This is a genomic window from Xanthomonas sp. 10-10, assembly GCF_040182365.1.
In the GTDB taxonomy this organism is placed as follows: Bacteria; Pseudomonadota; Gammaproteobacteria; order Xanthomonadales; family Xanthomonadaceae; genus Xanthomonas; species Xanthomonas arboricola_F.
The window spans coordinates 4,460,408-4,485,460 of record NZ_CP144460.1 but is presented as its reverse complement, the minus strand read 5'-3'; the positions used below and the strand labels follow the sequence as shown (position 1 = coordinate 4,485,460).

Sequence of the window (25,053 nt, the reverse complement as noted above, 5' to 3'; positions counted from 1 at the left end):
CGGCATCAATCGCATCGCCGGTCTTCGGCGATGCGACGCAAGCGCTGGCGCTCCGGCATAATCGCTGGATGACCGTTCTGCGTTTCGACAACGTCAGCAAGCACTACGCCGGGGGCCACCAGGCGCTGACCGATGTCAGCTTCGAAGTGGCCGATGGCGAGATGCTGTTCGTGACCGGCCACTCCGGCGCCGGCAAAAGTACGTTGCTCAAGTTGATCCATCTCAGCGAGCGCCCCAGCCAGGGCGCCGTGTTGCTGGGCGAGCGCAATCTGCTCAAGGTGCGTGGCCGGCAGATTCCGCTGCATCGTCGCCAGGTGGGTGCGGTCTATCAGGACCATCGCTTGCTCAACGACCGCAGCATCGCCGAGAACGTGGCGTTGCCGTTGATCCTGCGCGGCACCCGTCGCGCCGAGATCGGCAAGCGCGTGCGCTCTGCACTGGAACGCATCGGCCTGGCCCATCGCGAAAGAGCCTTGCCGTCGCAGCTGTCGGCAGGCGAGCAGCAACGCGTCGGCATTGCGCGCGCCATCGTCGGTGAGCCGCGTCTGCTGGTGGCCGACGAACCCACCGGCAATCTCGACCCGGCACTGGCCGCCGAAATCATGCAGCTGTTTGCCGAACTGCCCGCGCGCGGCACCAGCGTGCTGGTGGTCAGCCACGACCTGGCGCTGCTTAAGCAGATGCGCAAGCGCGTGCTGATCCTGGATCACGGCCGGCTGGTCGACGACATCTCGCCGCAGGATCTGGCCGAATGAGCAAGCTCGCCAATACCGAAGCCGTGGCGCCGTCGCGCGTTGGCGTGTGGGTCGACCACCACCTGCACAGCATCGCCTTCAGCCTGGGCCGCGCCATGCGCAAGCCATGGGCAACGCTGCTGACCATCGTGGTGATGGCACTGGCGCTGGCGCTGCCACTGGGGCTGTCGATTGCGCTGGACAACGTCAAGCTGCTGGCCGGCAGCGTGCAGCAGTCGCGCGAAATCAATCTGTTCCTCAAGGTCGACGTCGCCACCGACGCCGCACAGGCGCTTGCCGGCCAGTTGCGTGCGCGCCCCGACGTGGCACAGGTGACCCTGCGCACGCCCGAGCAGGGGCTGGCTGCACTGCGCGAAAGCGCAAAACTCGATGAAGCCGCCGATGCCCTGGGCGAGAACCCGCTGCCGACCCTGTTGATCGTCACCCCCACCGATGCGGCCGACGATGCGCAACTGGCCGGCGCATTGCAGGCCCTGCCGCAGAGCGACCAGGTGCAGCACGACGCGTTATGGCGCAAGCGCCTGGATGGCTGGCTGCAGTTCGGCGAACGCCTGGTGCAGGTGCTCTCGGCGCTGCTCGGCATCGGTGCGGTGCTGGTGGTCGGCAACACCGTGCGGCTGGATATCCAGTCGCGGCGGGAAGAGATCGGCGTGCTGCAATTGCTCGGCGCCAGCGACGGCTTCATCCGTCGCCCGTTCCTGTATCTGGGCGCGTGGTACGGGCTGGGCGCCGGCGCCGTGGCGCTCGCCTTGATCGCCGCCTCGGGCTTGGCTTTGCGCGCGCCATTGGCCACATTGGCCGATAGCTACGGCAGTTCCTTTACCCTGCACGGGCTGGATCTGCTGCATTCTGCAATGGTGCTGGTCGGCACCCTGGTGCTGGGTTGGCTGGGCGCCTGGCTGGTGACCGGCCATTTCCTCCGTCAGACCCGTCCCACCGAGACCTGAGGCCTGCCATGCATCCACCAGATCTCAAACACCTGATCAGCGACGCACCGCGCGTGATGGTCGTCGATGGTTCGAAGCTGGTACGCAAGCTCATTGCCGACGTGCTCAAGCGCGACCTGCCCAATGTGCAGGTGATCGGCTGCGCCAGCATCGCCGAAGCGCGCGATGCGCTGGAGGCTGGCGCGGTGGATCTTGTGACCACCTCGCTGTCCCTGCCCGATGGCGATGGCCTGACCCTGGCGCGCAGCGTGCGCGAAGCGGCCGGGCAGGCGTATGTGCCGGTGATCGTGGTGTCCGGCGATGCGCAGCAGCATCTGGTCGAGCGCCGTTTCACCGAGTACGTCACCGATTACTTCGACAAGGCGCTGGGCCATGAAGCGCTGGCGACCTTCATCCGCGGCTATGTGCAGCCCGAGCCGGTGGTGGGTGCGACCGTGCTCTACATCGAAGACAGCCGCGTGGTGGCCGAGGCGACCAAGCGCATGCTCGAGCGCCAGAGCCTGAAGGTGGTGCATGTGCTCACCGCCGAAGACGCCTTTGCGCTGCTCACCGCCGAATCGCTGGGCCGCACCGAGCGTCGCATCGACGTGGTGCTGACCGACGTGACCCTCAAGGGCGAGCTCAACGGCCGCGACGTGGTCGAGCGCATCCGTATCGACTTTGCCTACGGCAAGCGCCGCCTGCCGGTGCTGGTGATGACCGGCGACACCAATCCGCGCAACCAGTCCGAACTGCTGCGCGCCGGTGCAAACGACCTGGTGCAAAAACCGATCGAAGAGCGCCTGCTGGTGACCAAGGTGCTGTTCCAGTTGCGGCTGGCACGCCTGGAAGACCAGGCCATCACCCTATGACCGAAGTGGAAGGGCGTATCCAGCTGGAACCGTCGTGGAAGGCAAAGGTGGGCGACTGGTTGCTGCGCCCGGAGATGCAGGAACTGTCTGCCTTCCTGCGCCAGCGCAAGGCGGCCGGCGCTCGGGTATTCCCGCCCGGTCCGCAGATCTTCGCCGCGTTCGACGCCACGCCGTTCGAGCAGGTCAAGGTGGTGATCCTGGGCCAGGACCCGTATCACGGCGAAGGTCAGGCGCACGGGCTGTGCTTTTCGGTGTTGCCCGGCGTCCCGGTGCCGCCGTCGCTGCTCAACATCTACAAGGAGATCCAGGACGACCTGGGCATCGCGCGGCCGGACCATGGCTATCTGATGCCGTGGGCGCGCCAGGGCGTGCTGCTGCTCAATGCGGTGCTGACGGTGGAGCAGGGGCGTGCCGGCGCGCACCAGAACAAGGGCTGGGAAGGTTTTACCGATCACGTGGTCGAGATGCTCAACCGCGAGCGTGAAGGCCTGGTGTTCCTGCTCTGGGGCAGCTACGCGCAGTCCAAGGGCAAGGTGATCGACCAGGCCCGCCATCGCGTGTTCAAGGCCCCGCATCCTTCACCGTTGTCGGCGCATCGCGGCTTTCTGGGTTGCAAGCACTTCTCCAGGACCAACGAGCATCTGCAACGCCGCGGTCTCCAGCCGATCGATTGGTCGTTGCCGTCGCGCAACGCATTGGACACAACGTCGGCCGCCGGCTGAACAAGCGCGGGGACAGGCGCGGTTCGCCGCAGGTTTGTCACGGTCTGAGCGAGGGCGCGGTGCTAACGTAGCGGCTGAATTCGGGGAACTGTACGGTAGAACGCCGGCAAGGCTGGAAGCCCGAATGTCCTATAAATGGAACGCTGGGAACTCTTTCTGTACCCGGCAGTCCAATAGTTCGACTGCTAAGATGGTGCCTATGAACCAGACTACCTCGACTGCCCTTGTGGCAAACAATCTCCCGATTCCCAGTGCGCTCGGTTCGCTGGACGCCTACATCGGTGCCGTGCACCAGATTCCGGTGCTGTCGGTCGATGAGGAACAGGATCTGGCCCGCCGCTTCCGCGACGAGCTGGACCTGGACGCAGCGCGCGAATTGGTCCATTCCCACCTGCGCTTCGTGGTGCATGTGGCCCGCGGCTACAACGGCTACGGCCTGCCGCTGGGCGACCTGATCCAGGAAGGCAATATCGGCCTGATGAAGGCGGTCAAGCGCTTCGACCCGGAAATGGGCGTGCGCCTGGTCAGCTTCGCAGTGCACTGGATCCGTGCCGAAATGCACGAGTTCATCCTGAAGAACTGGCGCATCGTCAAGGTCGCCACGACCAAGGCGCAGCGCAAGCTGTTCTTCAACCTGCGCAAGTCCAAGACCCGTCTGGGCTGGCTCAATGCGTCCGAGGTGACTGCGGTCGCCAAGGATCTGAACGTCTCCGAGCGTGAAGTGATGGAGATGGAGTCGCGTCTGTCCGGTCGCGATATCGGCTTCGACGCGTCGTCCGACGAAGACGACGATCACGGCCCGCCGTCGCCGGTCAGCTACCTGGTGGCCAACGAGGAAGATCCGTCGCAGGCCTACGAGCGGCACGACAGCGAAGACAATCAGCTGCAGTTGCTGCGCGAAGGCATGGCCGGTCTGGATACGCGCTCGCGCGACATCGTCAAGCGACGTTGGCTGGATTCGGAGTCCAAGGTGACGCTGCAGGAGCTGGCCGACGAATACGGCGTGTCGGCCGAGCGCATCCGCCAGATCGAGGCGAACGCGCTGAAGAAGATGAAGGCACTGTTCGTCGCCTGACGCTTTCGATCACGCGGCAGGTGTTGCACAAACGGCCCGGTGATCCGGGCCGTTTGCATTTGTAGCGCTGTGCGCTGCGTGCGCTACAGGCGTGTCGGCAGCATCGCTATTCCGGCAAGCGCGCGACCGGTAGATGCCAGCCGTAGCGGATGGCCATGAAGCGCAGCCCGAAACAGACGAGTGCGCCGGTCGTCAGCGACCAGGCCTGCGGCACTGCGAGCATGTGCCCGATCGCCACCAGGCCGCCACCGGCAAGCGCGGCCACCGCATACAGTTCGGCCTGCAACACCACCGGCGTGCGTGCGACCAGCAGGTCGCGCGCGATGCCGCCGCCGATGCCGCTGAGCATGCCCAGCAAGGTGGCGCTCAGCGGGCTGAGTTGTAGTCCAGCGCCTTGCTGGTGCCGTAGACCGCAAACAGCGCCAACCCCGCCGCGTCGAAGATCTGCACCGGGTTGCGCAGCCGTTCCACTGCAGTGTGCCAATAAAAACCGGCAACGCCGGCCAGGCAGGCGACCAGCAGGTACTGCGGGTGGACCAGCGCGGCCGGCGGGGTGGCGCCGATCAGCACATCGCGCACGATGCCGCCGGAGACCGCGGCCGCGCACGACAGCACCAGCACACCGAACAGGTCCAGGCGATTGCGCACCGCCACAGTCGCGCCGCTCAGGGCGAACACGAAGGTGCCGAGCAGATCCAGCAGGAACAGGACAGTCGTCACGATCAGCGCATCGAATCAGGCCGCACAGCATTGCGCACGGCCTGCGGCGCTGTCATCCGTCCTGGCTGCTGGGCGGCGGGTCGTCGGTGGCGCCGCCGAAGATGATGCGCGCGGCGCGCTGGTAGCTCCAGTACGCCATCGCCCAGTTCACCAGCACCACGAAGCGGTTGCGGAAGCCGATCAGGAAGTAGACGTGCGCGGCCAGCCAGAACCACCACGCCACGATGCCGGACAGCTTGAGCTTGCCCACGTGCACGATGGCGGCCATGCGGCCGATGGTCGCCAGGTTGCCGAAGTCCTGATAGCGGAACGCGGCCGCAGCCTGACCGCGCTGACGTGCGCGGATCGCCTTGGCGATGTGCTTGCCCATCTGCTTGGCCGCCGGCGCCACGCCCGGCACCGGGCGACCGTCCTGCTGCACCGACGCCAGATCGCCGCCGACGAAGATCTCCGGGTGGCCGGGCACGCTCAGGTCCGGCTCCACCAGTACGCGGCCGGCACGATCCAGCGGCACGCCCAGCGTGCGCGCCAGCGGTGAGGCCGCCACGCCGGCGGCCCAGACCACGGTGCGCGCCGGCACGAAGGTGTCGCCAAGCTGGTAGCCCAGTGCGTCGATATGCGTCACCGGGGTGCCGGTGTGCACTTCCACGCCCAGCCGCTCCAGCTGCTTGCGCGCCTTGTCGGTGAGATCGTTCGGGAACGACGGCAGCACGCGCGGGCCGGCTTCGACCAGGCGCACGCGCGCCTGTTGAGGGTCGATATGACGGAATTCGTTCTTGAGCGTGTGGCGGGCGATTTCGGCCAGGGTGCCGGCGAGCTCGACACCGGTGGGGCCACCGCCGACCACAGCAAAGCTCAGCCAGGCCGCGCGGGCGGCCGGATCGGATTCGGCCTCGGCGCGCTCGAAGGCCAGCAGCAGCTTGCGGCGCAGGACCAGCGCGTCGTAGAGGGTTTTCAGGCCGGGCGCATGTTCGGCCCACTGGTCGTTGCCGAAGTAGGCATGGGTGGCGCCGGTGGCCAGCAGCAGCATGTCGTAGTCGAGCGTCTTGCCATCGGCGAGCAGCACTTGACGACGTGTTGGGACGATTTCGGCCACATCGCCAAGCAGGACTTCGACATTGCGCTGCTCGCGCAGGATGTGGCGCAGCGGTGCGGCGATATCCGGTGCCGACAGCCCGGCGGTGGCCACCTGGTACAGCAACGGCTGGAACAGGTGATGGTTCTGGCGGTCGATCAGGGTGATGCGGATGCCGGGATCGTCGAGCGCGCGGGTCGCCCACAAACCGGCGAAGCCGCCGCCCACCACGACCAGATGCAGTGGAGCAGGGGAGGGGGAAGAGGTCATCGTAGAAGTCCGATGGAACGCGACGCGGGCTCGACAGCATGCCAAATTGCCAATGAACATGATGCGTGGGCGCAGCGCGCCTGCGGCATCATGTCGCATCCATCTTTGACGGCCTTCGCATGTCTTCGTTCCCACCGCCCCTGCCCCCGCTGCCGACCGCGCCAGCGCCCACTGAAGCACCGGTCGCCTCTGCGGTGCCTGCGGCCAGGAAGCCGCTCAGCGGCGTGGCCATCGGCCTGATCGGCATCCTGGCCTGCGCGAGTCTGTTCGGGGTGGTGGTGCTGGCCGCGGCCATGTGGCTGGTCAATACGGGCTGGACGGTGTTTACCGACCAGGCGCGCAGCGCGCTGCAGGACGATGCGGTGGTGCAGGAACATATCGGCCAGATCCGCAGCATGCGGGTGGATCTGGTGCGCACCGGAATGGCGCCGGGCGGCGAAGAGTTCGTGTTCGCTGTGGAAGGCGACCGCGGCGCCGGGCGCGTCAAGGCGACCTGGATCAGCGCCGGCGCCGATCAGGAGATCCTGAGCGATGGCGTGCTCACCCTGCGCGATGGCACCGAGTACACCTTGCCGGCTGCAGAGACGGCAGAAGAGGCCACGCTCGATGCCGATGCCGAGACAGAATCAGATCCGGAAATGGACACCGGGGCCGCAACCGAAACCGTCACCGACGCTGCACTGGAGCATTGAGCATGACCGACAATCCCGACAAGCGGATCGCCTTGCTGATCGACGCAGACAACGCGCCGGCCGGCAAGATCGATGTGGTGCTGGCGGAAGTGGCACGCTACGGCGTAGCCAACGTGCGCCGCGCCTACGGCAACTGGAAGAGCCCGCACCTGAAAGGCTGGGAAGCGGCGCTGCACGATTATGCGATTCGGCCGATCCAGCAGTTTGCCTACAGCTCCGGCAAGAACGCCTCGGACATGGCGATGGTGATCGATGCGATGGACCTGTTGTATGCGCGCAATCTGGATGGGTTTGCGATCGTCTCCAGCGATGCGGATTTCACCCCGCTGGTGATGCGTCTGCTGACCGATGGCATGAAGGTCTATGGTTTTGGCGAGAAAAAGACGCCGGCACCGTTCGTCAATGCATGCTCCAAATTCACCTACGTGGAAGCGCTGGGCGAGCAGGCCGCCGCGGCCAGCGACACCGCTGCCGGGCGCAAGGATGCGACCGCGCTGCGCAGCGATACGCGGCTGGTGCAGATGCTGCGCAACGCCATCGTCAGCGCGTGCGAGGACGACGGCTGGGCGTTGCTGAGCGCGGTAGGCAAGCAGGTGGCCAACCAGGCCTCGTTCGATCCGCGCAATTACGGCTATCGCAAACTCAGCGATCTGGTGCGTGCGATCGGCCTGTTCGAGCTCAAGCTCGACGAGCAGGCCTTATGGGTGCGCGACACGCCCAAGGGCAGCGGCAACCGTGCGAAAACCGCGGCGCCTGCGGTTGCACCGGGCCCGCAAGCCAGCCCCAAGCGCGCGGCGCGCGCAACAGCCAAACCTGTCGCAGCAAAATGACCATGACCGAGGATGCAATGGCACCCGCTCAGCCGACGATCACCCTCTGGGGGCGCCGCAATTCCAGCAATGTGCGCAAGGTACTGTGGTGCGCCGAAGAAGCCGGTGTGGCGTATACGTCGATCGAAGTGGGCGGCGCCTTCGGCGGCAACGACACGCCCGCTTATCGAGCGCTGAACCCCAACGCGGTGGTGCCGACGTTGCAGGATGGTGCATTGGTGGTGTGGGAGTCCAATGCGATCGTGCGCTATCTCGCCGCGCAATACGCGCCGGCGCTGTATCCGTCATCGCCAGCCGAGCGCGCAGTGGGCGACCGCTGGATGGACTGGACCACCTCGACCTTTGCCAGCGTGTTTCGCGATCTGTTCTGGGGCGTGCTGCGCACACCTGAGGCCGAACGCGATCCTGCACGCATCGCCGCGGCACTGGCGCAATCGGGCGAGCTGCTGGCACGCGCCGATATGGCGTTGGCGCAGCAGCCGTTTCTGTCCGGCGAGCGCTTGGCGATGGGGGATATTCCGCTGGGCAGCTTCATCTACGCCTGGTTCGAAATGCCGATCGCGCGGCCCGAGCTGCCGCATCTGCAGGCGTGGTATCAACGTCTGCGCGCGCGTCCTGCATACCAGCGTGGCGTGATGACCGCGCTGACCTGAGTTTCGGGTCTGCGCTGAAGCGGTCCATGGCAGACAGCACGTGCCGCCGACCTCACACGCTGTCGGCCTCGTGCACCGCGCGTCCCGGCAGCTCGCGTTGTCTGTAGGAGCGCACTTGTGCGAGGGCCTTCCCGACAACGCCACATCGCGCGCAAGCGCGCTCCTACAACGCCCGACCCGCCACGCGTCTCGCTGGCCTCGCGGTGTGTGTAGGAGCGCACTTGTGCGCGAGGGCGTTCCCGATAACGCCACATCGCGCGCAAGCGCGCTCCTACAACGCACGATCCCACCGTGCGGCTGGATCGACTCGCGGTGTGTGTAGGAGCGCACTTGTGCGCGAGGGCGTTCCCGATAACGCCACATCGCGCGCAAGCGCGCTCCTACGACGCACGATCCCATCGCGTGGCTTGCTGGCCTCGCGGTGTGTGTAGGAGCGCACCTGGGCGCGATGGCATTGCCGGTAACGCCTTGTCGCGCCCGGGTGCGCTCCTACGGAACGTGGGCGCACTGGCCACAATGTGAGTCTGGCGGCAGCGCGGTGTGCGATACGCCGGCATTAATACAGATCGATCGGGTCCACATCCAGCGACCAGCGCACGCGCCGCGCCTGCGGTAGCGCATAGATGGCCGGCAGCTGCGCATCGAGCAGCCGATGCAAGGCCGAGCGCTGCTGCGCAGACAGCAACAACTGGGTGCGCTGGAAACCGGCGCGGCGCGGCATCGGCGCGGGCATCGGGCCGTAGCACTCCACGTCCGCAAATGCGGGCGATTGCATGCTGGTATCTGCGGTGGCCAGGCCGCGTACCGCCATCAGGAACTGGTTGGCCGCCGCGACATCCTTGGCTTCGGCGCGGAACAGCGCCAGATGCGCAAATGGGGGAAATCCTGCCGCTTCGCGCTGCTGCAGTTCGGCATCGGCGAAGGCGTGGTAGCCGCCGTTGACCAGGGTCTGCAACAGGGGGTGTTCGGGATGGTGGGTCTGCAACCAGACCTCGCCGGGGCGGTCGGCGCGCCCGGCGCGTCCTGCCACCTGGATCAGCTGCTGGGAGAGTTTTTCGGCAGCGCGGAAGTCGGCCGAGAACAGGCCTTCATCGATGCCGACCACCACCACCATGGTCAGCCGCGGCAGGTCGTGGCCCTTGGCCAGGATCTGGGTGCCGACCAGGATGCCCGCCTCGGTTCCCAGCCGGGCCAGCTGGGTTTCCAGGGCGTCGCGGCGTTGGGTTGTGCTGCGGTCGATGCGCACCACCGGGAAGTCGGAAAACGCCTCGGTCAGCCGTTCTTCCAGCCGCTCGGTGCCGATGCCCTGCGGCTGCAGGGCCAGGCTGGCGCAGGCCGGGCAGGCCAGCGGCGCCTGCTGGCGCGCGCCGCAGTGGTGGCACTGCAGGCGGCGGCCGCCTGCGTGCACGGTCATCGGGGTCTGGTGCAGCGGGGTGCTGCAACGCTGGCAGGCGGCGGTCCAGCCGCAGTCGTGGCACAGCAGCACTGGCGCATAGCCGCGGCGGTTCTTGAACACCAGCACCTGCTCGCCGCGCGCCAGGGTGGCGCCGATGCCGGCCAGCACCTCCGGCGACAAGCCGTCCTTGAGCGGGCGCTTGCGCACGTCCAGCACGCGCACCCGCGGCGGGCGGGCGTCGCCGGCGCGCTGCGACAGCCGCAGGTGCTGATAGCGGCCGGAGTAGGCGTTGTGCAGGCTTTCCAGCGACGGGGTCGCGCTGCCCAGGATCACCGGCACATCCAGCGCCTTGCCGCGCACCAGGGCGAAGTCGCGGGCGTGGTAGCGGATGCCATCCTGTTGCTTGTAGCTGCCGTCGTGTTCCTCGTCGATCACGATCAGCCCGGCGTTGGGTAGCGGGGTGAACACCGCCGAGCGCGTGCCCACGATCAGCTTGGCCTCGCCGCGCCAGGCCGCCGCCCAGACCCGGGCGCGCTCGCCATCGGACAGGCCCGAATGCAGCGCATGCACCGGCACGCCCAGGCGGGCGCGGAAGCGGCCCAGCGTCTGCGGGGTCAGGCCGATCTCCGGCACCAGCACCAGCGCCTGGCGACCGGCCGCCAGGCAGTCGGCGATTGCCTGCAGGTAGACCTCGGTCTTGCCGCTGCCGGTGACGCCGTCCAGCAGATAGGTGGCAAAGCCGGTGTGCGCGCGGATCGCGGTGGCAGCAGCAAGTTGTTCTTCGTTGAGTGCCGGGCCGGTGCCGGGGCGTGGCGCGATGGCATCGGCCGGTACCGCCACGCGCTCGGCATGGCCGCGCTTGGCCAGGCTGCGTGCGGCGTCGCGCCACTGCGGCAGCAGCGGGTCCAGCTGCTCCTCGCCCACCGCACCGGTCAGCAGCAGGGCGGCCAGCAAGGCGGGCCGGCTGCCTGCGCGCAGGCCGGCAGCGCCTGTGCGCCCGGACTCGGTCAGTTGCCAGGCCCAGGCGTGGGTGTCGGCCAGCGGCTCGCCGCGGCGCAGCGGTCCGGGCAGCGCGCTGGCCTGAGCCTCGCCCAGAGGGGCATGGGTATAACGGGCCAGCCAGTGCAGCGAGCGCGCCAGTTCATCCACCAGCAGCGGCGCCTGGTCGCACCAGGCCAGTGCCGGGCGCAGTCCATCGGCCGACGGCTGCTGGCCGATCTCCACCACCACCCCGACCAGCTCGCGCGACCCGAACGGCACCCGCACACGGCAGCCGACCTGCGCCGGCTCGGTCAGCGGGGCCTCGGCAGGGGGCAGATAGTCGAACAGTTGGGGGAGCGGCACCGGCAAGGCGACGCGCAAGGTGGGGACGGTGGGAGGCATGCACCCAGTTTACCGACACTGTCCAGTGGCCCCGACTTGCGCAGTTTCGGTCGTGAGGGCGGTGTGATCAGTTGCGGGGCCTTTCTGTGACCCAGGTGATAAATACGACGTAAACCTATGTGAGGCCTGAGGAAACGGGTTTATCCACATCGCCTGTGGATAAGCCTGTGAATTAGTCGCGTGCTCCACGCGGTGAAGGCGGATTCACCTGCCTTGGCAACCTCTTGGACATTTTTTCGCCATCCATCGAAAATAGATATAGATCAATCACTTAGGCGTGAAACACGATTGCAACAAAGAAAAAACAACAGTTGACAGACGCCGGCGTATCGGTATGTCTGCCGCTGTGCACAACGTCTGTGGGCAGCGCTCGCGACCGGAGCGAGGGTCGCGCGATCTGTCAAGCGGTCGGCGGGGCGGACTTGCGTCGGTATCATGCCGGCCGATGCTGGAGTTCACATGACCGTAGTCCCCGACGCCCCTGTCACCCCCGCCGCCTTGTCAGCCTTCCTGCGGGGTGTGGAACGCCGGGGCCTGGTGTTGGCGCAGTTGCAATGCGGCGATGTGACGGCCGCCGAGCGGGCCTTGGCCGCTGCGCTGCGTGCCTTCAGCAGCCAGGCTGCGGGACGGCCGATGGCTGGCTGGCCGATGCGCTTCTGGAGCCTGCTGGCTACCGCGCCGCCACTGCGCCGCGAGCCGATGCCCGGCACCTGGCTGCCGCCGTTCACCGTGCTGGGGCGGATGCAGACCCCCGACCGGCTGGCGCTGCTGCTGCGGATCGTGGCCGGGCTGGAAGAAGAGGCTGCCGGCGAAGTGCAGGGCATCGCGGTGGCGGACTATCGGCAGTCGCTTGCGCGTGCCTGTCCGCGCGATGCCGCCGGCAATCCCGATGCACAGGCCTGGCGGGCACTGGCCGAAGCGGCGCAAATGGAGCTGCGCGATCTGACCCCGTCCCAGCTGACCCGGCTTGGCCAGTTGCGTGACGCGTCGCTGGCCGGCGTTGCATTGCAGCCTGCCATCCCGGCACACGCGCCGCCCGCGCCACGCCGTGCCGCCCCGGCACGCGTCCGCCCCAGGCGGCAGTGGCAATGGCCACAGCTGGGTCGCCGCCACGCCGGCATTGCCCTGGGGGTGTTCGCGCTGGCCTTGCTGTTGACGGTCCTGGCCTGGTGGTGGACGCACCGACGGCCCACCCTGCCGCCCGAGCCGGTCTCGCAGGCGCCGGCCGGCGTGTTGCACGTCACCGATGCGGCGCCCGTGCTGGTGGAAGAACTGCCGGCATCGGACCTGCAGGAGGCTCCGGCAGCCCCGGCCATGGATCCGCGCGACCAGACGATGCTGGCCGACCCGGATCTGGAGCTGGCGCGCGCAGCGGACTTTTACGCCTGGTACGCCGCCGGCCACCCGGTGCCGGCGGACGAGTCCGGCGCGCATGCCACCGCGGCCGAGCAGCCCTCCGCCCCCCTGGAGACGGTCGATGACGACAATTAAGTGGTCTGGCCTGCTGGTGCTCGCCGTTACCGGTATCGCCGGCGCGCAGGCCTTGCCGACGGCGCTGGACGAAAGCGGTCATAACGGACCCGTCAGCGCTCCTGCCGCGTCGGCAGCGCCGAGCGCCGCACAGCAACGCGCGCGCTGGGCTGCACTGACGCCGGTACAGCAGGCCGACCTGCGCGCGCGCTATGCCGCGTGGAAAGACCTGACCGCCACCGACCGCGTGGTGTTGCGGCAGGCGCGCGAACGGCTGCACAGCCTGCCCGACGACCAGCAACGCGCCTTGCGCACCCAGTTCACCGCAATGGATCGCCTGCACCGCGATGGCTGGCGCCTGGGGTCGCAAGTGGGCGCGTTCTACCCGCAGCTGCAGCCGCTGATCGGCTACGTGCCGGTCGACCAGCGCGAGCGCCTGCTGGCCGTGTTGCGCAGCCTGGATGCGGGCCAGCTGGAGCAGCTGGCGGTGCTCGCTCAACGCACCCCGCCGCAGGACCGCGATGGATTGCGCGATGCCCTGCTGGCCGAAACCCCGGCCACCCGCAGCGCCTGGCTGAAGCGGCAACTGGCACGCTGATTTCCGCCGCATGTCGGCCTGGCAGGTGGCCGGCGACTTGCATGGTGCGATCGACGCCGCAATCCGTCGCTCACCGCGCGCTGCTACGCGCGCGCCTGCAGCGCTGCAGGCGCAGGGTGCAGCGTCAAAGGCGCGCCAGACTTGCCACCATCAGGAAGGCGGCAGCAAACGTGACCACCACGAAATACACGCTGCCCAGGCCGAGGTATTTCAGCACCGTGACCGACCATGACTGGCGGTAGACATGGCGCTGCATCCCCAGCAAATACAGCGGCATCCAGAGTGCCAGCCCGAACTGCAGCAGGCCCAGGCTCCAGGCGATCGGGGGAGCCAGCTGCAGCACCCATTCCCTGAGCAACGACAGCAGCAGCATCGCCAGCAGGTTCAGGCAGAGAAATGCATGGCTGTAGAGCGCCACCACCAGATGCTCCAGATACACCCACCCGCTGCGCAGGTAGAACACGCGCAACAGCAGCGCAAACAACGGCACCAGCACCAGCAAGGTGGACGGCACCGCCGCGAAGAACGCGTTGTAGAGCAGCTGCGGATTGCTGCGCAGGCGCGGCAGGTTGCTGCGGATATGCGCGAGCTGCAGGTTGAGCCAGCGGTTGGCCCATTGCGGTAACGGTGCGACCGTCAGTGGGTTGCTCACCGGGTCCCAGGGTTTGCCTCCCAGCGAGAAGAACGTGCCGTTGTCGGGGGCATCGACCACCGGTGCGGCGCTTTCCAGCCGCGCGCCCTGGTGCAGTTGCGCCAGCCGCTTGCGCGCCTCGCTCTCGGTGCGGGCGATGCCGGCATCCACACCATCGCGCGCGATGCCCGCAGGCACCACCTTGCGGCTCTGGGTGAGCGTGCCGACGATTTGCGCACGTACCGCTTCCACCTGCGCCGGCGTGCGCGCCTGCGCAAAATCCTTCGGCACCGCACTCTGCGGCGCGCCAGGCGCGGCGACATCGGAGTCTTCGTCGGAGGCATGCACCGCGATGCGTGCGATGAAGAAGGTCAACAGGCTCACCACCAGGAGCAGCCGCATCGGCGCGACGTAGCGCACGCGCTGCCCGCCCAGAAATCGCAGCGCCACGCGGCCCGGCACCAGCAGGTCGCGCAAGGTGCGGAAGATCCGCCCGTCCAGGTGCCAGAACGATTCGAAGACTTCTTCCACCGCATGCGTGACGCTGCGCACCGGGCTATGCGCGCTTTGCCCGCAGGCGTGGCAAAACGCGCCTTGCAACGCAGTGGAGCAGTTCTCACAGTCCGATGGATGCAATGCGGTCGGGTGCAGGGACATGAGCCAGGTCCGGTTGGCGGCGATGGAGGGCCGCGTGCCCGATGCGATCACCCGAGGGCGCGTGCCTGGCACACGGTACAGCGTCATCATGCGGCTACCTGCAAAGATCGGCAGCCGTTTTTCGTTGCCGCACACGCAGCAGCGAGCGCGGCGGGAGCTGCCCAAGCGCGCGTCAGGCCGCAGTCGGAAAGTACGCGTAAGATAGCGGCCCCACGCGACCCGGTGCCAGCGCCTCCCGGCACGGCCGTAGTCCGCGCAGCAATCGGTGTGTCATGTCTGTTTCTCCTGCCTCGGCGTCTGCGACGCCAGGCTTCGCATCGGAAGTGCGTACCACCGGCCTGTTGGCCTTGCCGCTGGTGCTCGGTCACGTCTCCACCGGCTTGATCGGGTTTGTCGACAACGTCATCGCCGGCCATCACGGCACTGCGACGCTGGCGGCGGTGACCATCGGCACCTCGCTGCTGTGGCTGCCGATGCTGGTGCCGATCGGTACGTTGATTTCCTTGACCGCCTCGGTGTCGCAACTGCGCGGCGCCGGGCGCGAGCGCGAGATCGGCCCATTGTTTCGCCAGGCGTTGTGGCTGTCGCTGGGGCTGAGCGCGTTGATGTTCGCGTTCCTGAGCCTGGTGCCGCCGCTGCTGCCCACCTTCGGGATTGCGCCGGACATCGTGCCCGGTGCCACCGACTTCCTGCATGCGGTGCGCTGGGGCGTGCCGGCGCTGACGTTCTACTTCTGCATGCGCTACCTCAGCGAAGGCATGCACTGGACGCTGCCGACCATGCTGCTGGGGTTTGGCGGCTTGCTGGTGCTGGCACCGCTGGGCTATGCGCTGACCTACGGCAAGTTCGGGTTTGCCGAGCATGGCGCCGAAGGCCTGGGCATGGCCTCGGCCATCACCATGTGGGTGCAGGCCAGCGTGTTCGCGCTGTACCTCTGGCGCGCACGGCGTTTTGCGCATCTGGAGTTGTTCACCCATCTGGAAGGACCGCGCTGGCACGCCATCGGCGATCTGCTGCGCACGGGGCTGCCGATCGGCATCACCGTGCTGATGGAAGGCGGCCTGTTCATCGTCACTGCGCTGCTGATCGGCCGGCTGGGCTCGACCGAAGCCGCCGCGCACCAGATCGCCATCAACGTGGGGCAGCTGTGTTTCATGGTGCCGATGGGCGTGGCCGAGGCCACCACCGTGCGCGTCGGCCATGCGGCGGGGCGGGGCGATCCGCTGGCCGTGCGGCGTGCGGCCTGGGCGGGCTACGCCATCGTGCTGGGCACGCAGGCGCTGTCGGCCAGCACGTTGCTGCTTGGCCACGACGCCATTGTCGGTGTGTATACCAACGATGCGGCAGTGGCCGCGCTGGCGTCGGGATTGCTGTTGTTTGCCGCCACCTTCCAGTTTCCCGATGGCATCCAGGTGCTCTCTGCCGGTGCGCTGCGCGGGCTCAAGGACACCCGCGTGCCGATGTTCCTGGCGATGTTTTCGTACTGGGGCGTAGGCATGCCGATCGGCGCCGGGCTCGGCCTGGGGCTGGGCTGGGGGCCGCGCGGCATGTGGATCGGCCTGATTCTGGGTCTGACCACCGCCGCGATCCTGATGGGCCTGCGCTTCCGGCACACCAGCCGGCGGCTGACTGCCAACGCGACCCCCTGACTTTCAGCGCATGCCGCGCGCCCGGCGCAGCCGGTATGCTGGACACCATTGATTCGTACGTTTCGTACGCAGCGTCTTTTCGACGGAGTTTTCCATGAACCACCCCGTGCGTCGCAGTCCCATCGCCAGTTTCTTCGTCGGCCTGTGGGACGTGATGAATTTCACCCGGCGCCTGATCTTCAACCTGGTGTTCTTCGGTTTCCTGTTGCTGTTGCTGCTGCTGATCGTAGTGGCGATGGCGCGCGGCGACGGGACCAAGCCGCTGGCCGAGCGCACCACGCTGGTCATCAACCCCGAAGGCACGCTGGTCGAGCAGTTCAGCGCCGACCCGGTGAGCCGGTCGCTGGCCAAGGCGGTGGGCGACAAGAGCGCCGAAGAGGTGCAGTTGCGCGACCTGGTGCGGGTGATCGAGGCGGCCGGCAAGGACCGCAAGATCGAACGGGTGCTGTTGAATCTGGACAAGCTGCAGCCGGCCGGCTTCGCCTCGCAACGCGAGGTGGCTGCCGCGCTGCAAAAGCTGCGCGCTTCCGGCAAGCAGATCGTGGCCTTCAGCGAGAGCATGAGCCAGGGCCAGTACCTGCTCGCCGCGCAGGCCAACGAGGTGTATCTGGACCCGATGGGCAGCGTGCTGCTGGAAGGCCTTGGCCGTTATCGCCAGTACTTCCGCGAAGGCCTGCAGGACAAACTCGGCGTGGACGTGCACCTGTTCCGCGTGGGCGAATACAAGTCCGCGGCCGAGCCCTACATCCTGGACGCGGCCTCGGCCGATGCCAAGGAAGCGGATCTGTTCTGGATGAACGACGTGTGGCAGCGCTACCTGGCCGACGTCGGCACCGCGCGCAAGCTCACCCCGGCGCAGCTGACCGCCGGCATCGACACCTTGCCCGAAGGCGTGGTGGCGGCAGGCGGCGATCTGGCCAAGTTCGCGCTGCAGCAGAAACTGGTCGACGGGCTCAAGACCCGCGAAGACGTCGATGCGCTGCTGACCAAGCGCGGCGTGGCCGACAGCGATGCCGACAGCGGTTTCCGCAATATTGGCTTCAACGATTACCTGAGCCAGTTGCAGGCGCAGCGCTCGCCGATGGACAGCCGTCCGCAGGTGGCGGTGGTGGTGGCGGCCGGCGAGATCAGTGGTGGCGAACAGCCGGCAGGCCGTGTCGGTGGCGAGTCGACTGCCGCGTTGCTGCGTCAGGCGCGCGACGACGACAAGGTCAAGGCGGTGGTGCTGCGCGTGGATTCGCCCGGCGGCGAGGTGTTCGCCTCCGAGCAGATCCGCCGCGAAGTGGTCGCGCTCAAGCAGGCCGGCAAGCCGGTGGTGGTGTCGATGGGCGACCTGGCCGCCTCCGGCGGCTACTGGATCAGCATGAACGCCGATCGCATCTATGCCGACCCGTCGACCATCAGCGGCTCGATCGGCATCTTCGGCATGGTGCCCAACCTGACCCGCGCGCTGGACAAGATCGGCGTGCACACCGACGGCGTGGGCACCACGCGCTTCGCCGGTGCGTTCGACATCACCCGTCCGCTGGACCCGTCCGCCGGCCAGGTCATCCAGGCGGTGATCAACAAGGGCTATGCCGACTTCACCGGCAAGGTAGCGCAGGCGCGTCACCAGTCGGTGGAGGCCATCGACAAGGTCGCCCGCGGCCGCGTGTGGAGCGGTGCGCAGGCCAGGCAGCATGGCCTGGTGGATGCATTCGGCGGCATGTCCGAAGCGGTGGCCGACGCGGCCAATCGCGCCAAGTTGAACAAGGGCAAGTTCCGCGTGCGCTACGTGGAAAAGCCGGCCACCCCGTTCTCGCAGTTCATGAGCGGATTTGCCGGCAGCCGCATGGGGGCGTGGATGTTGAGCGACTCGGGCATGGCGCGCGCCATGCTGGCGCGCTCGCTGCCGGAAGTGGACACGCAGCTGCGCTTTGTCGAAAGCGCGGTGCACGACAGCAAGGCCGGCGGCACGCCGGTCAAGGCCTTGGCTTACTGCTTCTGCGGGTTCTGAGGCGGCAAACCAGGCCCTCGACTACAGCGACGACGCCGGCCTTGTGCCGGCGTTGTCGTCTGTACCGCATGACGCTGCGGGCTTGCCGCATGCGGACGGCTCGGCGATGACGCTGCGTTGTTGAACTGTTGAACGCGCTTCTCCCGGCTCGCACTTAGAGCCGCTGACAAGACGACTGTGCTCACCGCCGTGCTGTGCTAGGTGTGGCAGGTACCACTCTTACGCCCTGGTTCCTCCGTGCCGTCCACATGACGGCTCGCGCAGTGTGCTGGCCGCTCTATTGCGTGGCGGCATCGATCGCCTTGCGCTGATCCTCAGCAGCCTGGTCGGTGGCGGTCTGTACCGCGTGCGCCTTGTTCAACGGCTGCTGGATGTGATCGCGCAGGGCGGTGGCCTGCGGGTCGGGCTTCTGGTCGGTGGGCGCCGGTTGCGGGCGTTGACACGCAGCCAGCGGCAACATCGCAACGGCGGCAAGCATCCAGTGAAGTTTCATCGTCGTGACCTCGCGAGCGGTGGCGGTATCCTAACGCCGGCACTGCTGCCGCGCGTCAACTGCGCTGCGGCGGCCGTTTTCTCGCGTTTTGAAAGAGGATCACCCACGTGACAACGCACCGTTGGCGGCTGGATGGACAGACCGCCCTCATCACCGGCGCCAGTGCCGGCATCGGCCTGGCCATCGCACGCGAACTGCTCGGCTTCGGAGCGGATCTGCTGATGGTGGCGCGCGATGCCGATGCGTTGGCGCAGGCACGCGACGAACTGGCCGAAGAATTTCCCGAGCGCGAACTGCATGGGCTGGCGGCCGATGTGTCCGACGATGAAGAGCGCCGCGCGATCCTGGACTGGGTGGAGGACCACGCCGACGGCCTGCATCTGCTGATCAACAACGCCGGCGGCAACATCAGCCGGGCAGCCATCGACTACACCGAAGACGAGTGGCGCGGCATCTTCGAAACCAATGTGTTTTCCGCGTTCGAATTGTCGCGGTATGCGCATCCACTGCTGACCCGGCATGCCGCCTCGGCCATTGTCAATGTCGGCAGCGTCTCGGGCATCACCCATGTGCGCAGCGGCGCGCCGTACGGTATGACCAAGGCCGCACTGCAGCAGATGACGCGCAACCTGGCGGTGGAATGGGCCGAAGACGGCATCCGCGTCAATGCGGTGGCGCCGTGGTACATCCGTACGCGTCGTACCTCCGGCCCGTTGTCGGACCCGGATTACTACGAACAGGTGATCGACCGCACCCCGATGCGCCGCATCGGCGAACCGGAAGAAGTCGCCGCTGCGGTGGGTTTTCTGTGTCTGCCGGCCGCCAGTTACATCACCGGCGAGTGCATCGCGGTGGATGGCGGATTCTTGCGCTACGGCTTCTGACGCGACTGCGCGCAACGCACGCGGATAGCGGCTTGTGCATGGCATCGGAAGATGCGCATGCATGCGCAAAACCGCCGTTGCGCCTGTTTTGTCGGCGGCGCCTGTGCGCGAGGCAGGTGACTGCACAGCGGGCAGGCGCGCGTGCGGCTCGTGCAACGCGCAGGCGCCGCGCTGGCACACCGGCGGCACGGCGCTGCAACGCCGGTTGCAGCATTACGGCGTGATGGACGGATTGGCGCAGCGGCTTTCGTCCAGCACCCGGCGCATCTGGTCGTAGCGCTGCTTGCGTTCGGCCGATTGCGCCTCGTCGGAGAAGCGCCAGGTCGCCTCGGCCTGCTCGGCGCGCTTGCGCCAGGCCTCGCACAGGCTCTGGTCCGGCACCGGTGCGCAGCGGTCGGTGACCACTTCGCAGGCGCTGCCGCCGCCGGTCGCCGGCCCACCGGCCAGGTTGGTGGTCTGCATCGGCAGGCAGCGCGTGGCCGGCTCGCGGTCTTCGGTGAAGTAGCGGCCATTGTCGTGCGCGGTGCATTCGAACAACGGCGGCGGAGGCAGGGTGGAGGTGGAGGTCATCGGCGCTGGCGTCGATGCGGCTGTCGGCGCTGGCGGCGCGGCCGCAGGTGCGGCGGGCGCTGGCTGCGCAGGATGTGCAGGACGCATTGGCGCAGGGGCAGGCGTGCCGCTTGGTGCGAATGGCACCGCCGCCGGTGCGGTCATCATTTTCTTCTGTTGCTGCATGCCCTTCGGGCACGGCATGTTCTGCACGGTAAGCGCGCCGGTGGGATCGGTGCAGCGGTAGATGGCCACGTCCTGGGCATTGGCGCCCGGCACCCAGCTCAGCAGCAGCGCCAGCAGCAGGGTGCGGCTCATGCGCCGCCGCAGTCGCGTTGCTGGCGCGCTTCGATGCCGCGTTGTTCGCGGCTGAGCTCCTGGCGTTCGCTCTGCAGCGCGCTGTTGTAGCGGCGGATCAGCTCCCAGCGGCGGTCTGCCAGCCGCGCGCAGACTTCCTGCTCGGGCAGGGCATGGCATTGGTCGCGGATTTGCACGTTGCCGTAGGGCACGATCACCGTGCCGCCGTAGCCGCCGTGGTAACCGTCCTGATAGCCGCCTGCGCCGAAGCTGGCACTGCCGCGGATGCTGCCCCGCCCGGCGCCACCCTGCACGGCAATCGCCGGACGCGGGCTGACCGAGATCGGCGGACGCTGGATGCCGCCGCCGCTGATCGGCGGGCCAACCGCATTGCCCACATAGGCCGGCCCCCAGGTCGGCACCCAGCGCGGATTGCCTTCCGGGCTGTCGCTGGTATAGCGCTCGCCGTCCTCGGTGGTGCACTCGTACATCGGCTGCGGCGGTTGCACGGTGACGATGCGAACCTCGCGCGATGGCGCGGCCGGGGGCGGGGCGGGTGCCTGCAGACGTTGCGGTCGCGGCGGCGGGTCCTGCGGGCGCTGCATGTCCAGCACCTGCTGGCGGCCGCTGCTGCATGGTGCATCCTGCAGGGCCACGGTCCCGGTGCTGCTGACGCAGCGGTAGACCCGCACGTTCGGGTCCGGCTTGGCGGCCGTGCTTGCCGCCAGGGCGGGCAGCGCGCAGGCCAGCAACAACAAGGTTGGAAGAGTGCGCATGTGGCGAGTGTGCGCGTTTGGCGGCCGCGCCGCCAAGGGGATGGTCGCTGCGCGCGCAGACGCGGTGGCGGCGGCATGGCCGGATCGGCCGGGAGCGCCGGCCTGCGCCGAACGCCGCTGTTGGGGGATGGGGCGTGGTCAGGCCGCGTTAGGGCTGGCCACCGCGCAGCCTGACGCTGCCAAGCCGCCGCGACGCGTGACGCGTGACGCGTGACGCGCAGTCCCCGCTCGCGGCCGCTGTCGGTTGCCTGGGCCGCCAGCCGTGGCGCCGTGGCCGTGGCTGGAGCGGAGGATGCCGGCGGGTCGAGGTCGTGTGTCGCGCCGATGCGCCAGGCCGCTCTGGGATAGGCGGGCAGCGGGGCTAGCGGTTGATCGTCTTCCGGACGCCGCGCCTTGTCTGTGGCGCTGGCTGGATCCAGCTCGGCGTCAGTCGCGCAGGACCTGGCCGGTGCGTGCGTCGCGGATCGGGGTGGGCTGCGCCAGCCCACCGACATCGCCCGCCACCACGCCGTCGATGGTCGCCAGCAGTGCCGGGTCCAGGGCCTCGCGGCTGCGCGCCGGCGGCTCGCCGGCCAGGTTGGCGCTGGTGGACACCAGCGGCGCCCCCCAGGCCGCGCACAGCGCTACCACGACCGGGTGCGCGCTGATGCGCACGGCCAGCCCATCGTGCGTGCCGGTGACCCAGTGCGGCGCGCGGGAGGTGACCGGCAGGATCCAGGTATGCGGGCCTGGCCAGCTGGCCAGTACTTCATCCCGGCGTGCCGGTTCCAGCGCGTCGATGTCGACCCAGTCGCGCAGCACCTCGATGCCGGACGCCACCACGATCACTCCCTTGTCGACAGGGCGCCGCTTGATCTGCAGCAGGCGCAGCACGGCTGCCTGCTGCGCCGGGTCGCAGCCCAGCCCCCAGACCGCTTCGGTCGGGTAAGCGATCACGCCGCCCGTTTGCAGGGTGGCGATGGCGCTGTCCAGGCTCAGCGTGTGGTCCATGCGCTGCCTCAGCCCGCCGCCTTGCTCACGGTTTTCTTGACCACGCGCTTGGCGGCTTTCTTGGCCGCAGTCTTCTTGGCCGGCGCCTTCTTCGCGGCGGTCTTGGTTGCCGCTTTCTTCACCGCGGTCTTCTTGGCTGCCGCATCCTTCGCCGCGGCGTCCTTGGCCTCCTTGGCCGAATCCTTCACCGCATTCTTCTTGAGCGTGGCCTTCTTGGCGCCGAAGCCCTTGCGCACCGGCTTGCCGGTGTCGGCCAGCAGCTGCTGCACTTCTTCGAAGGTCAACGACGCCGGCTCGCGATCCTTGGGGATCTTGCCGTTGAGTTTGCCGTCGCTGATGTACGGACCAAAGCGGCCGTTGAGCACCTGGATGTCGCTGCCGTCGAATTCCTTGATCACCCGGTTGCGCGCGATTTCTTCTTTCTCTTCGATCAGGAACACCGCGCGTGCCAGGTCGATGGTGTACGGGTCGTCTTCCTTCTTCAGCGACGCATACACGCTGCCACGGCGTGCAAACGGCCCGAAGCGGCCGATGCCCACGCTGACGTCCTGCTCCTTGTCCTGGCCCAGCGCGCGCGGCATCTTGAACAGTTCCAGTGCATCCTCGATCGAGATCGAATAGATGCTCTGGCCCGGACGCAGCGAGGCGAAGGTGGGCTTTTCTTCGTCTTCCACGGTGCCGATCTGCACCATCGGGCCGAAACGGCCGATGCGCGCGCTGACTTCCTTGCCACTGACCGGGTCGGCGCCGAGCACGCGCACGCTACCGGCGTCGGTCTTGTCCAGCGAATCCTTCTTGTCCTCGACCAATTCCTTGAACGGGCCCCAGAACTTCTCCATCAACGGAATCCACTCGGCTTCGCCGCGCGAGACCGCATCCAGATCGTCTTCAAGATTGGCGGTGAAGTCGTAATCCACGTAGCGGGTGAAATGCCCGGACAGGAACTTGGACACGGCGCGGCCCACGTCGGTGGGACGGAAGCTGCGGCCTTCCATTTCCACGTACTTGCGGAACTGCAGGGTCTGGATGATCGAGGCGTAGGTGGACGGCCGACCGATGCCGTATTCCTCCAGCGCCTTGACCAGCGCCGCTTCGGTGAAGCGCGGCGGCGGCTGGGTGAAATGCTGGTCGGTGACGATGCGGTCCAGCGGGATGTTGTCGCCGGCCTTCATCAGCGGCAGCTTGCGGCCTTCGTCCTCGTCCTCGCTGCTCTTGGTGTCCTTGCCTTCCTCGTAGACCGCCAGGAAGCCCGCCACCACCACGGTGGTGCCGCTGGCGCGGAACACGTGCTCGCTGCCGGCCGACAGATCGACGCTGACGGTGTTGAGCGTGGCCGGGATCATCTGGCAGGCCACTGCGCGGCGCCAGATCAATTCGTACAGGCGGCGCTCGTCGTCGGACAAAAAGCGCGCCACCTGCGCAGGCGTGCGCAACGCGGAGGTCGGGCGCACCGCTTCATGCGCTTCCTGCGCGTTCTTGGATTTGGTGGTGTAGGCGTTGGGCTGGTCCGGCAACGAGGCGGTGCCGAAATCGCGCGCGATCACATCGCGGATTTCCGACAGCGCATCCTGCGACAGGTTCACCGAGTCGGTACGCATATAGCTGATCAGACCGACCGAGCCTTCGTCGCCGAGTGCCACGCCTTCGTACAACTTCTGTGCCACCTGCATGGTCTTGCGGGTGGTGAAGCCAAGCTTGCGCGAGGCTTCCTGCTGCAGCGTGGAGGTGGTGAACGGCGGGGCAGGGCGGCGCTTGCGCTCCTTGCTGGCCACGTCGGTAACGTGCAGCACGCCTTGCGCGGCCTGCTGGATGCGCAGCCGCGCCGCTTCGGCGGTGTCGCCATCGGTCACGGTGAACTGCTCGAACTTCTGCCCGTCCAGCTTGATCAGGCGCGCATTGAACGGCTGCGACGGATGCCGGCAATGCGCATCGATGGACCAGTACTCGCGCGCGATGAAGGCTTCGATCTCTTCTTCGCGCTCGACGATCATGCGCAGCGCCGGCGACTGCACGCGTCCGGCCGACAGGCCGCGCTGCACCTTGCGCCACAGCACCGGCGACAGGTTGAAGCCCACCAGGTAGTCCAGTGCGCGACGGGCCTGCTGCGCATCCACCAGGTCGGCGGCAATCGCGCGCGGCTTGAGCATGGCTTCCTTGATCGCACGCGGCGTGATCTCGGTGAACACCACGCGCTGCATGGTCTTGTCCTTCAACAAGCCGCGCTCTTTCAGGATCTCGGCGATGTGCCAGCTGATCGCTTCCCCCTCGCGGTCCGGGTCGGTCGCCAGATAGATGTCGTCAGCGCTCTTGGCCGCGCGCGCGATGGCTTCGACATGCTTCTCGTTTTTCTCGATCAGGTCGTAGCGCATCGCAAAGCCGTTGTCCGGGTCGACCGCGCCCTCCTTGGGGACGAGATCGCGCACGTGCCCATACGAGGCCAGGACGGTGAAGTCCTTGCCGAGGTATTTATTGATCGTCTTGGCCTTGGCGGGCGATTCGACGATGAGCAGGTGCTTGGGCATGGTGGCAAATTCTTGGGGCAGAGCCCGGGGGGCGGGTAGCGTGGCCTAATTGGCCGGTCGAGGGAAGCAGATCGGCCGTTTCCCACACGTTAACGCCCGGGAATGCTCCCGGGCGTTCAGTTGTATTATTAGAAAGATCACGGCGGACGCCGCCGTGTCAAGCGGCCGGCGC

Annotated in this window: 21 protein-coding genes and 1 pseudogene; 13 read left to right on the top strand and 9 right to left on the bottom strand. The window is 67.5% G+C overall.

Translation table 11 applies throughout. The annotated features are described in order from the left end of the window. The first annotated feature begins 68 nt into the window (after nucleotides 1-68). From ftsE to rpoH, 5 genes are all read left to right on the top strand, one after another. Nucleotides 69-755: a cell division ATP-binding protein FtsE gene (gene ftsE / locus VZ068_RS18910; RefSeq protein ID WP_016903688.1), complete on the top strand. Its 687-nt coding sequence runs from the start codon at nucleotides 69-71 to the stop codon at nucleotides 753-755. After that, nucleotides 752-1,702 (top strand): permease-like cell division protein FtsX, encoded by a 951-nt coding sequence (ftsX, locus tag VZ068_RS18905; RefSeq protein ID WP_349656158.1) that lies wholly within the window; start codon nucleotides 752-754, stop codon nucleotides 1,700-1,702. Before ftsE ends, ftsX begins: the two co-directional genes overlap by 4 nt. 8 nt (nucleotides 1,703-1,710) lie before the next feature. Further along, a complete protein-coding gene (locus VZ068_RS18900) occupies nucleotides 1,711-2,553 on the top strand; it encodes a response regulator (protein ID WP_259156868.1) in 843 nt (280 codons plus the stop codon). Further along, nucleotides 2,550-3,275, top strand: coding sequence for a uracil-DNA glycosylase (ung, locus tag VZ068_RS18895; protein ID WP_349656157.1), 726 nt, complete (start codon nucleotides 2,550-2,552; stop codon nucleotides 3,273-3,275). Before VZ068_RS18900 ends, ung begins: the two co-directional genes overlap by 4 nt. Before the next feature lie 199 nt (nucleotides 3,276-3,474). Continuing rightward, nucleotides 3,475-4,350: an RNA polymerase sigma factor RpoH gene (gene rpoH, locus VZ068_RS18890; RefSeq protein WP_259156866.1), complete on the top strand. Its 876-nt coding sequence runs from the start codon at nucleotides 3,475-3,477 to the stop codon at nucleotides 4,348-4,350. 106 nt (nucleotides 4,351-4,456) lie between these two features. Here rpoH and VZ068_RS18885 read toward each other — a convergent pair. Together VZ068_RS18885 and VZ068_RS18880 are read right to left on the bottom strand one after the other, a co-directional pair. After that, nucleotides 4,457-5,070: pseudogene (locus VZ068_RS18885) on the bottom strand (trimeric intracellular cation channel family protein). A 52-nt stretch (nucleotides 5,071-5,122) separates the two neighbouring features. Continuing rightward, a complete protein-coding gene (locus VZ068_RS18880; RefSeq protein WP_349656156.1) occupies nucleotides 5,123-6,415 on the bottom strand; it encodes an NAD(P)/FAD-dependent oxidoreductase in 1,293 nt (430 codons plus the stop codon). A gap of 119 nt (nucleotides 6,416-6,534) precedes the next feature. Between VZ068_RS18880 and VZ068_RS18875 the strand changes: the two genes are divergently transcribed. The 3 genes from VZ068_RS18875 to VZ068_RS18865 are packed head-to-tail and all read left to right on the top strand — an operon-like array spanning nucleotide 6,535 to nucleotide 8,590. After that, a complete protein-coding gene (locus VZ068_RS18875; RefSeq protein WP_349656155.1) occupies nucleotides 6,535-7,107 on the top strand; it encodes a hypothetical protein in 573 nt (190 codons plus the stop codon). Continuing rightward, nucleotides 7,104-7,937, top strand: coding sequence for an NYN domain-containing protein (locus VZ068_RS18870; protein ID WP_259156862.1), 834 nt, complete (start codon nucleotides 7,104-7,106; stop codon nucleotides 7,935-7,937). Before VZ068_RS18875 ends, VZ068_RS18870 begins: the two co-directional genes overlap by 4 nt. Before the next feature lie 2 nt (nucleotides 7,938-7,939). Further along, the gene (locus VZ068_RS18865) at nucleotides 7,940-8,590 is read left to right on the top strand and encodes a glutathione S-transferase (protein WP_349656154.1); all 651 of its coding nucleotides are present in this window, start codon (nucleotides 7,940-7,942) and stop codon (nucleotides 8,588-8,590) included. A 556-nt stretch (nucleotides 8,591-9,146) separates the two neighbouring features. Here VZ068_RS18865 and VZ068_RS18860 read toward each other — a convergent pair. Continuing rightward, the gene (locus VZ068_RS18860; protein ID WP_349656153.1) at nucleotides 9,147-11,369 is read right to left on the bottom strand and encodes a primosomal protein N'; all 2,223 of its coding nucleotides are present in this window, start codon (nucleotides 11,367-11,369) and stop codon (nucleotides 9,147-9,149) included. Nucleotides 11,370-11,828: 459 nt separating this feature from the next. Between VZ068_RS18860 and VZ068_RS18855 the strand changes: the two genes are divergently transcribed. Together VZ068_RS18855 and VZ068_RS18850 are read left to right on the top strand one after the other, a co-directional pair. Next, a complete protein-coding gene (locus VZ068_RS18855; RefSeq protein WP_349656152.1) occupies nucleotides 11,829-12,860 on the top strand; it encodes a hypothetical protein in 1,032 nt (343 codons plus the stop codon). Continuing rightward, nucleotides 12,847-13,437 carry a DUF3106 domain-containing protein gene (locus VZ068_RS18850; protein ID WP_259156858.1) on the top strand — a complete coding sequence of 197 codons (591 nt, stop codon included), beginning with the start codon at nucleotides 12,847-12,849 and terminating at the stop codon, nucleotides 13,435-13,437. Before VZ068_RS18855 ends, VZ068_RS18850 begins: the two co-directional genes overlap by 14 nt. Nucleotides 13,438-13,561: 124 nt before the next feature. On the opposite strand, the gene VZ068_RS18845 is transcribed toward VZ068_RS18850, so the two are convergent. After that, entirely contained in the window at nucleotides 13,562-14,725 is a 1,164-nt protein-coding gene (locus VZ068_RS18845; RefSeq protein WP_349656151.1) for a DUF3667 domain-containing protein, read from the bottom strand. Nucleotides 14,726-14,997: 272 nt separating this feature from the next. Between VZ068_RS18845 and VZ068_RS18840 the strand changes: the two genes are divergently transcribed. Both VZ068_RS18840 and sppA read left to right on the top strand, forming a co-directional pair. Then, the gene (locus VZ068_RS18840) at nucleotides 14,998-16,374 is read left to right on the top strand and encodes an MATE family efflux transporter (protein ID WP_259156856.1); all 1,377 of its coding nucleotides are present in this window, start codon (nucleotides 14,998-15,000) and stop codon (nucleotides 16,372-16,374) included. A gap of 94 nt (nucleotides 16,375-16,468) precedes the next feature. After that, nucleotides 16,469-18,370: a signal peptide peptidase SppA gene (gene sppA, locus VZ068_RS18835; protein ID WP_259156855.1), complete on the top strand. Its 1,902-nt coding sequence runs from the start codon at nucleotides 16,469-16,471 to the stop codon at nucleotides 18,368-18,370. A gap of 277 nt (nucleotides 18,371-18,647) precedes the next feature. Here sppA and VZ068_RS18830 read toward each other — a convergent pair whose 3' ends face one another. Further along, a complete protein-coding gene (locus VZ068_RS18830; RefSeq protein WP_259156854.1) occupies nucleotides 18,648-18,863 on the bottom strand; it encodes a hypothetical protein in 216 nt (71 codons plus the stop codon). A 107-nt stretch (nucleotides 18,864-18,970) separates the two neighbouring features. On the opposite strand from VZ068_RS18830, the gene VZ068_RS18825 reads away from it, so the two are divergent. After that, nucleotides 18,971-19,747 carry an SDR family oxidoreductase gene (locus tag VZ068_RS18825; RefSeq protein WP_259156853.1) on the top strand — a complete coding sequence of 259 codons (777 nt, stop codon included), beginning with the start codon at nucleotides 18,971-18,973 and terminating at the stop codon, nucleotides 19,745-19,747. A gap of 213 nt (nucleotides 19,748-19,960) precedes the next feature. Here VZ068_RS18825 and VZ068_RS18820 read toward each other — a convergent pair whose 3' ends face one another. From VZ068_RS18820 to VZ068_RS18805, 4 genes are all read right to left on the bottom strand, one after another. Beyond that, on the bottom strand, nucleotides 19,961-20,596 hold the full coding sequence (locus VZ068_RS18820) for a DUF4124 domain-containing protein (protein ID WP_349657756.1): 636 nt from the start codon (nucleotides 20,594-20,596) through the stop codon (nucleotides 19,961-19,963). A gap of 14 nt (nucleotides 20,597-20,610) precedes the next feature. After that, on the bottom strand, nucleotides 20,611-21,369 hold the full coding sequence (locus VZ068_RS18815; RefSeq protein WP_259156851.1) for a DUF4124 domain-containing protein: 759 nt from the start codon (nucleotides 21,367-21,369) through the stop codon (nucleotides 20,611-20,613). A gap of 426 nt (nucleotides 21,370-21,795) precedes the next feature. Further along, nucleotides 21,796-22,359 (bottom strand): Sua5/YciO/YrdC/YwlC family protein, encoded by a 564-nt coding sequence (locus VZ068_RS18810; protein ID WP_349656150.1) that lies wholly within the window; start codon nucleotides 22,357-22,359, stop codon nucleotides 21,796-21,798. Nucleotides 22,360-22,367: 8 nt separating this feature from the next. Then, nucleotides 22,368-24,881, bottom strand: coding sequence for a DNA topoisomerase I (locus VZ068_RS18805; RefSeq protein ID WP_349656149.1), 2,514 nt, complete (start codon nucleotides 24,879-24,881; stop codon nucleotides 22,368-22,370). Between the last annotated feature and the right edge of the window lie 172 nt (nucleotides 24,882-25,053).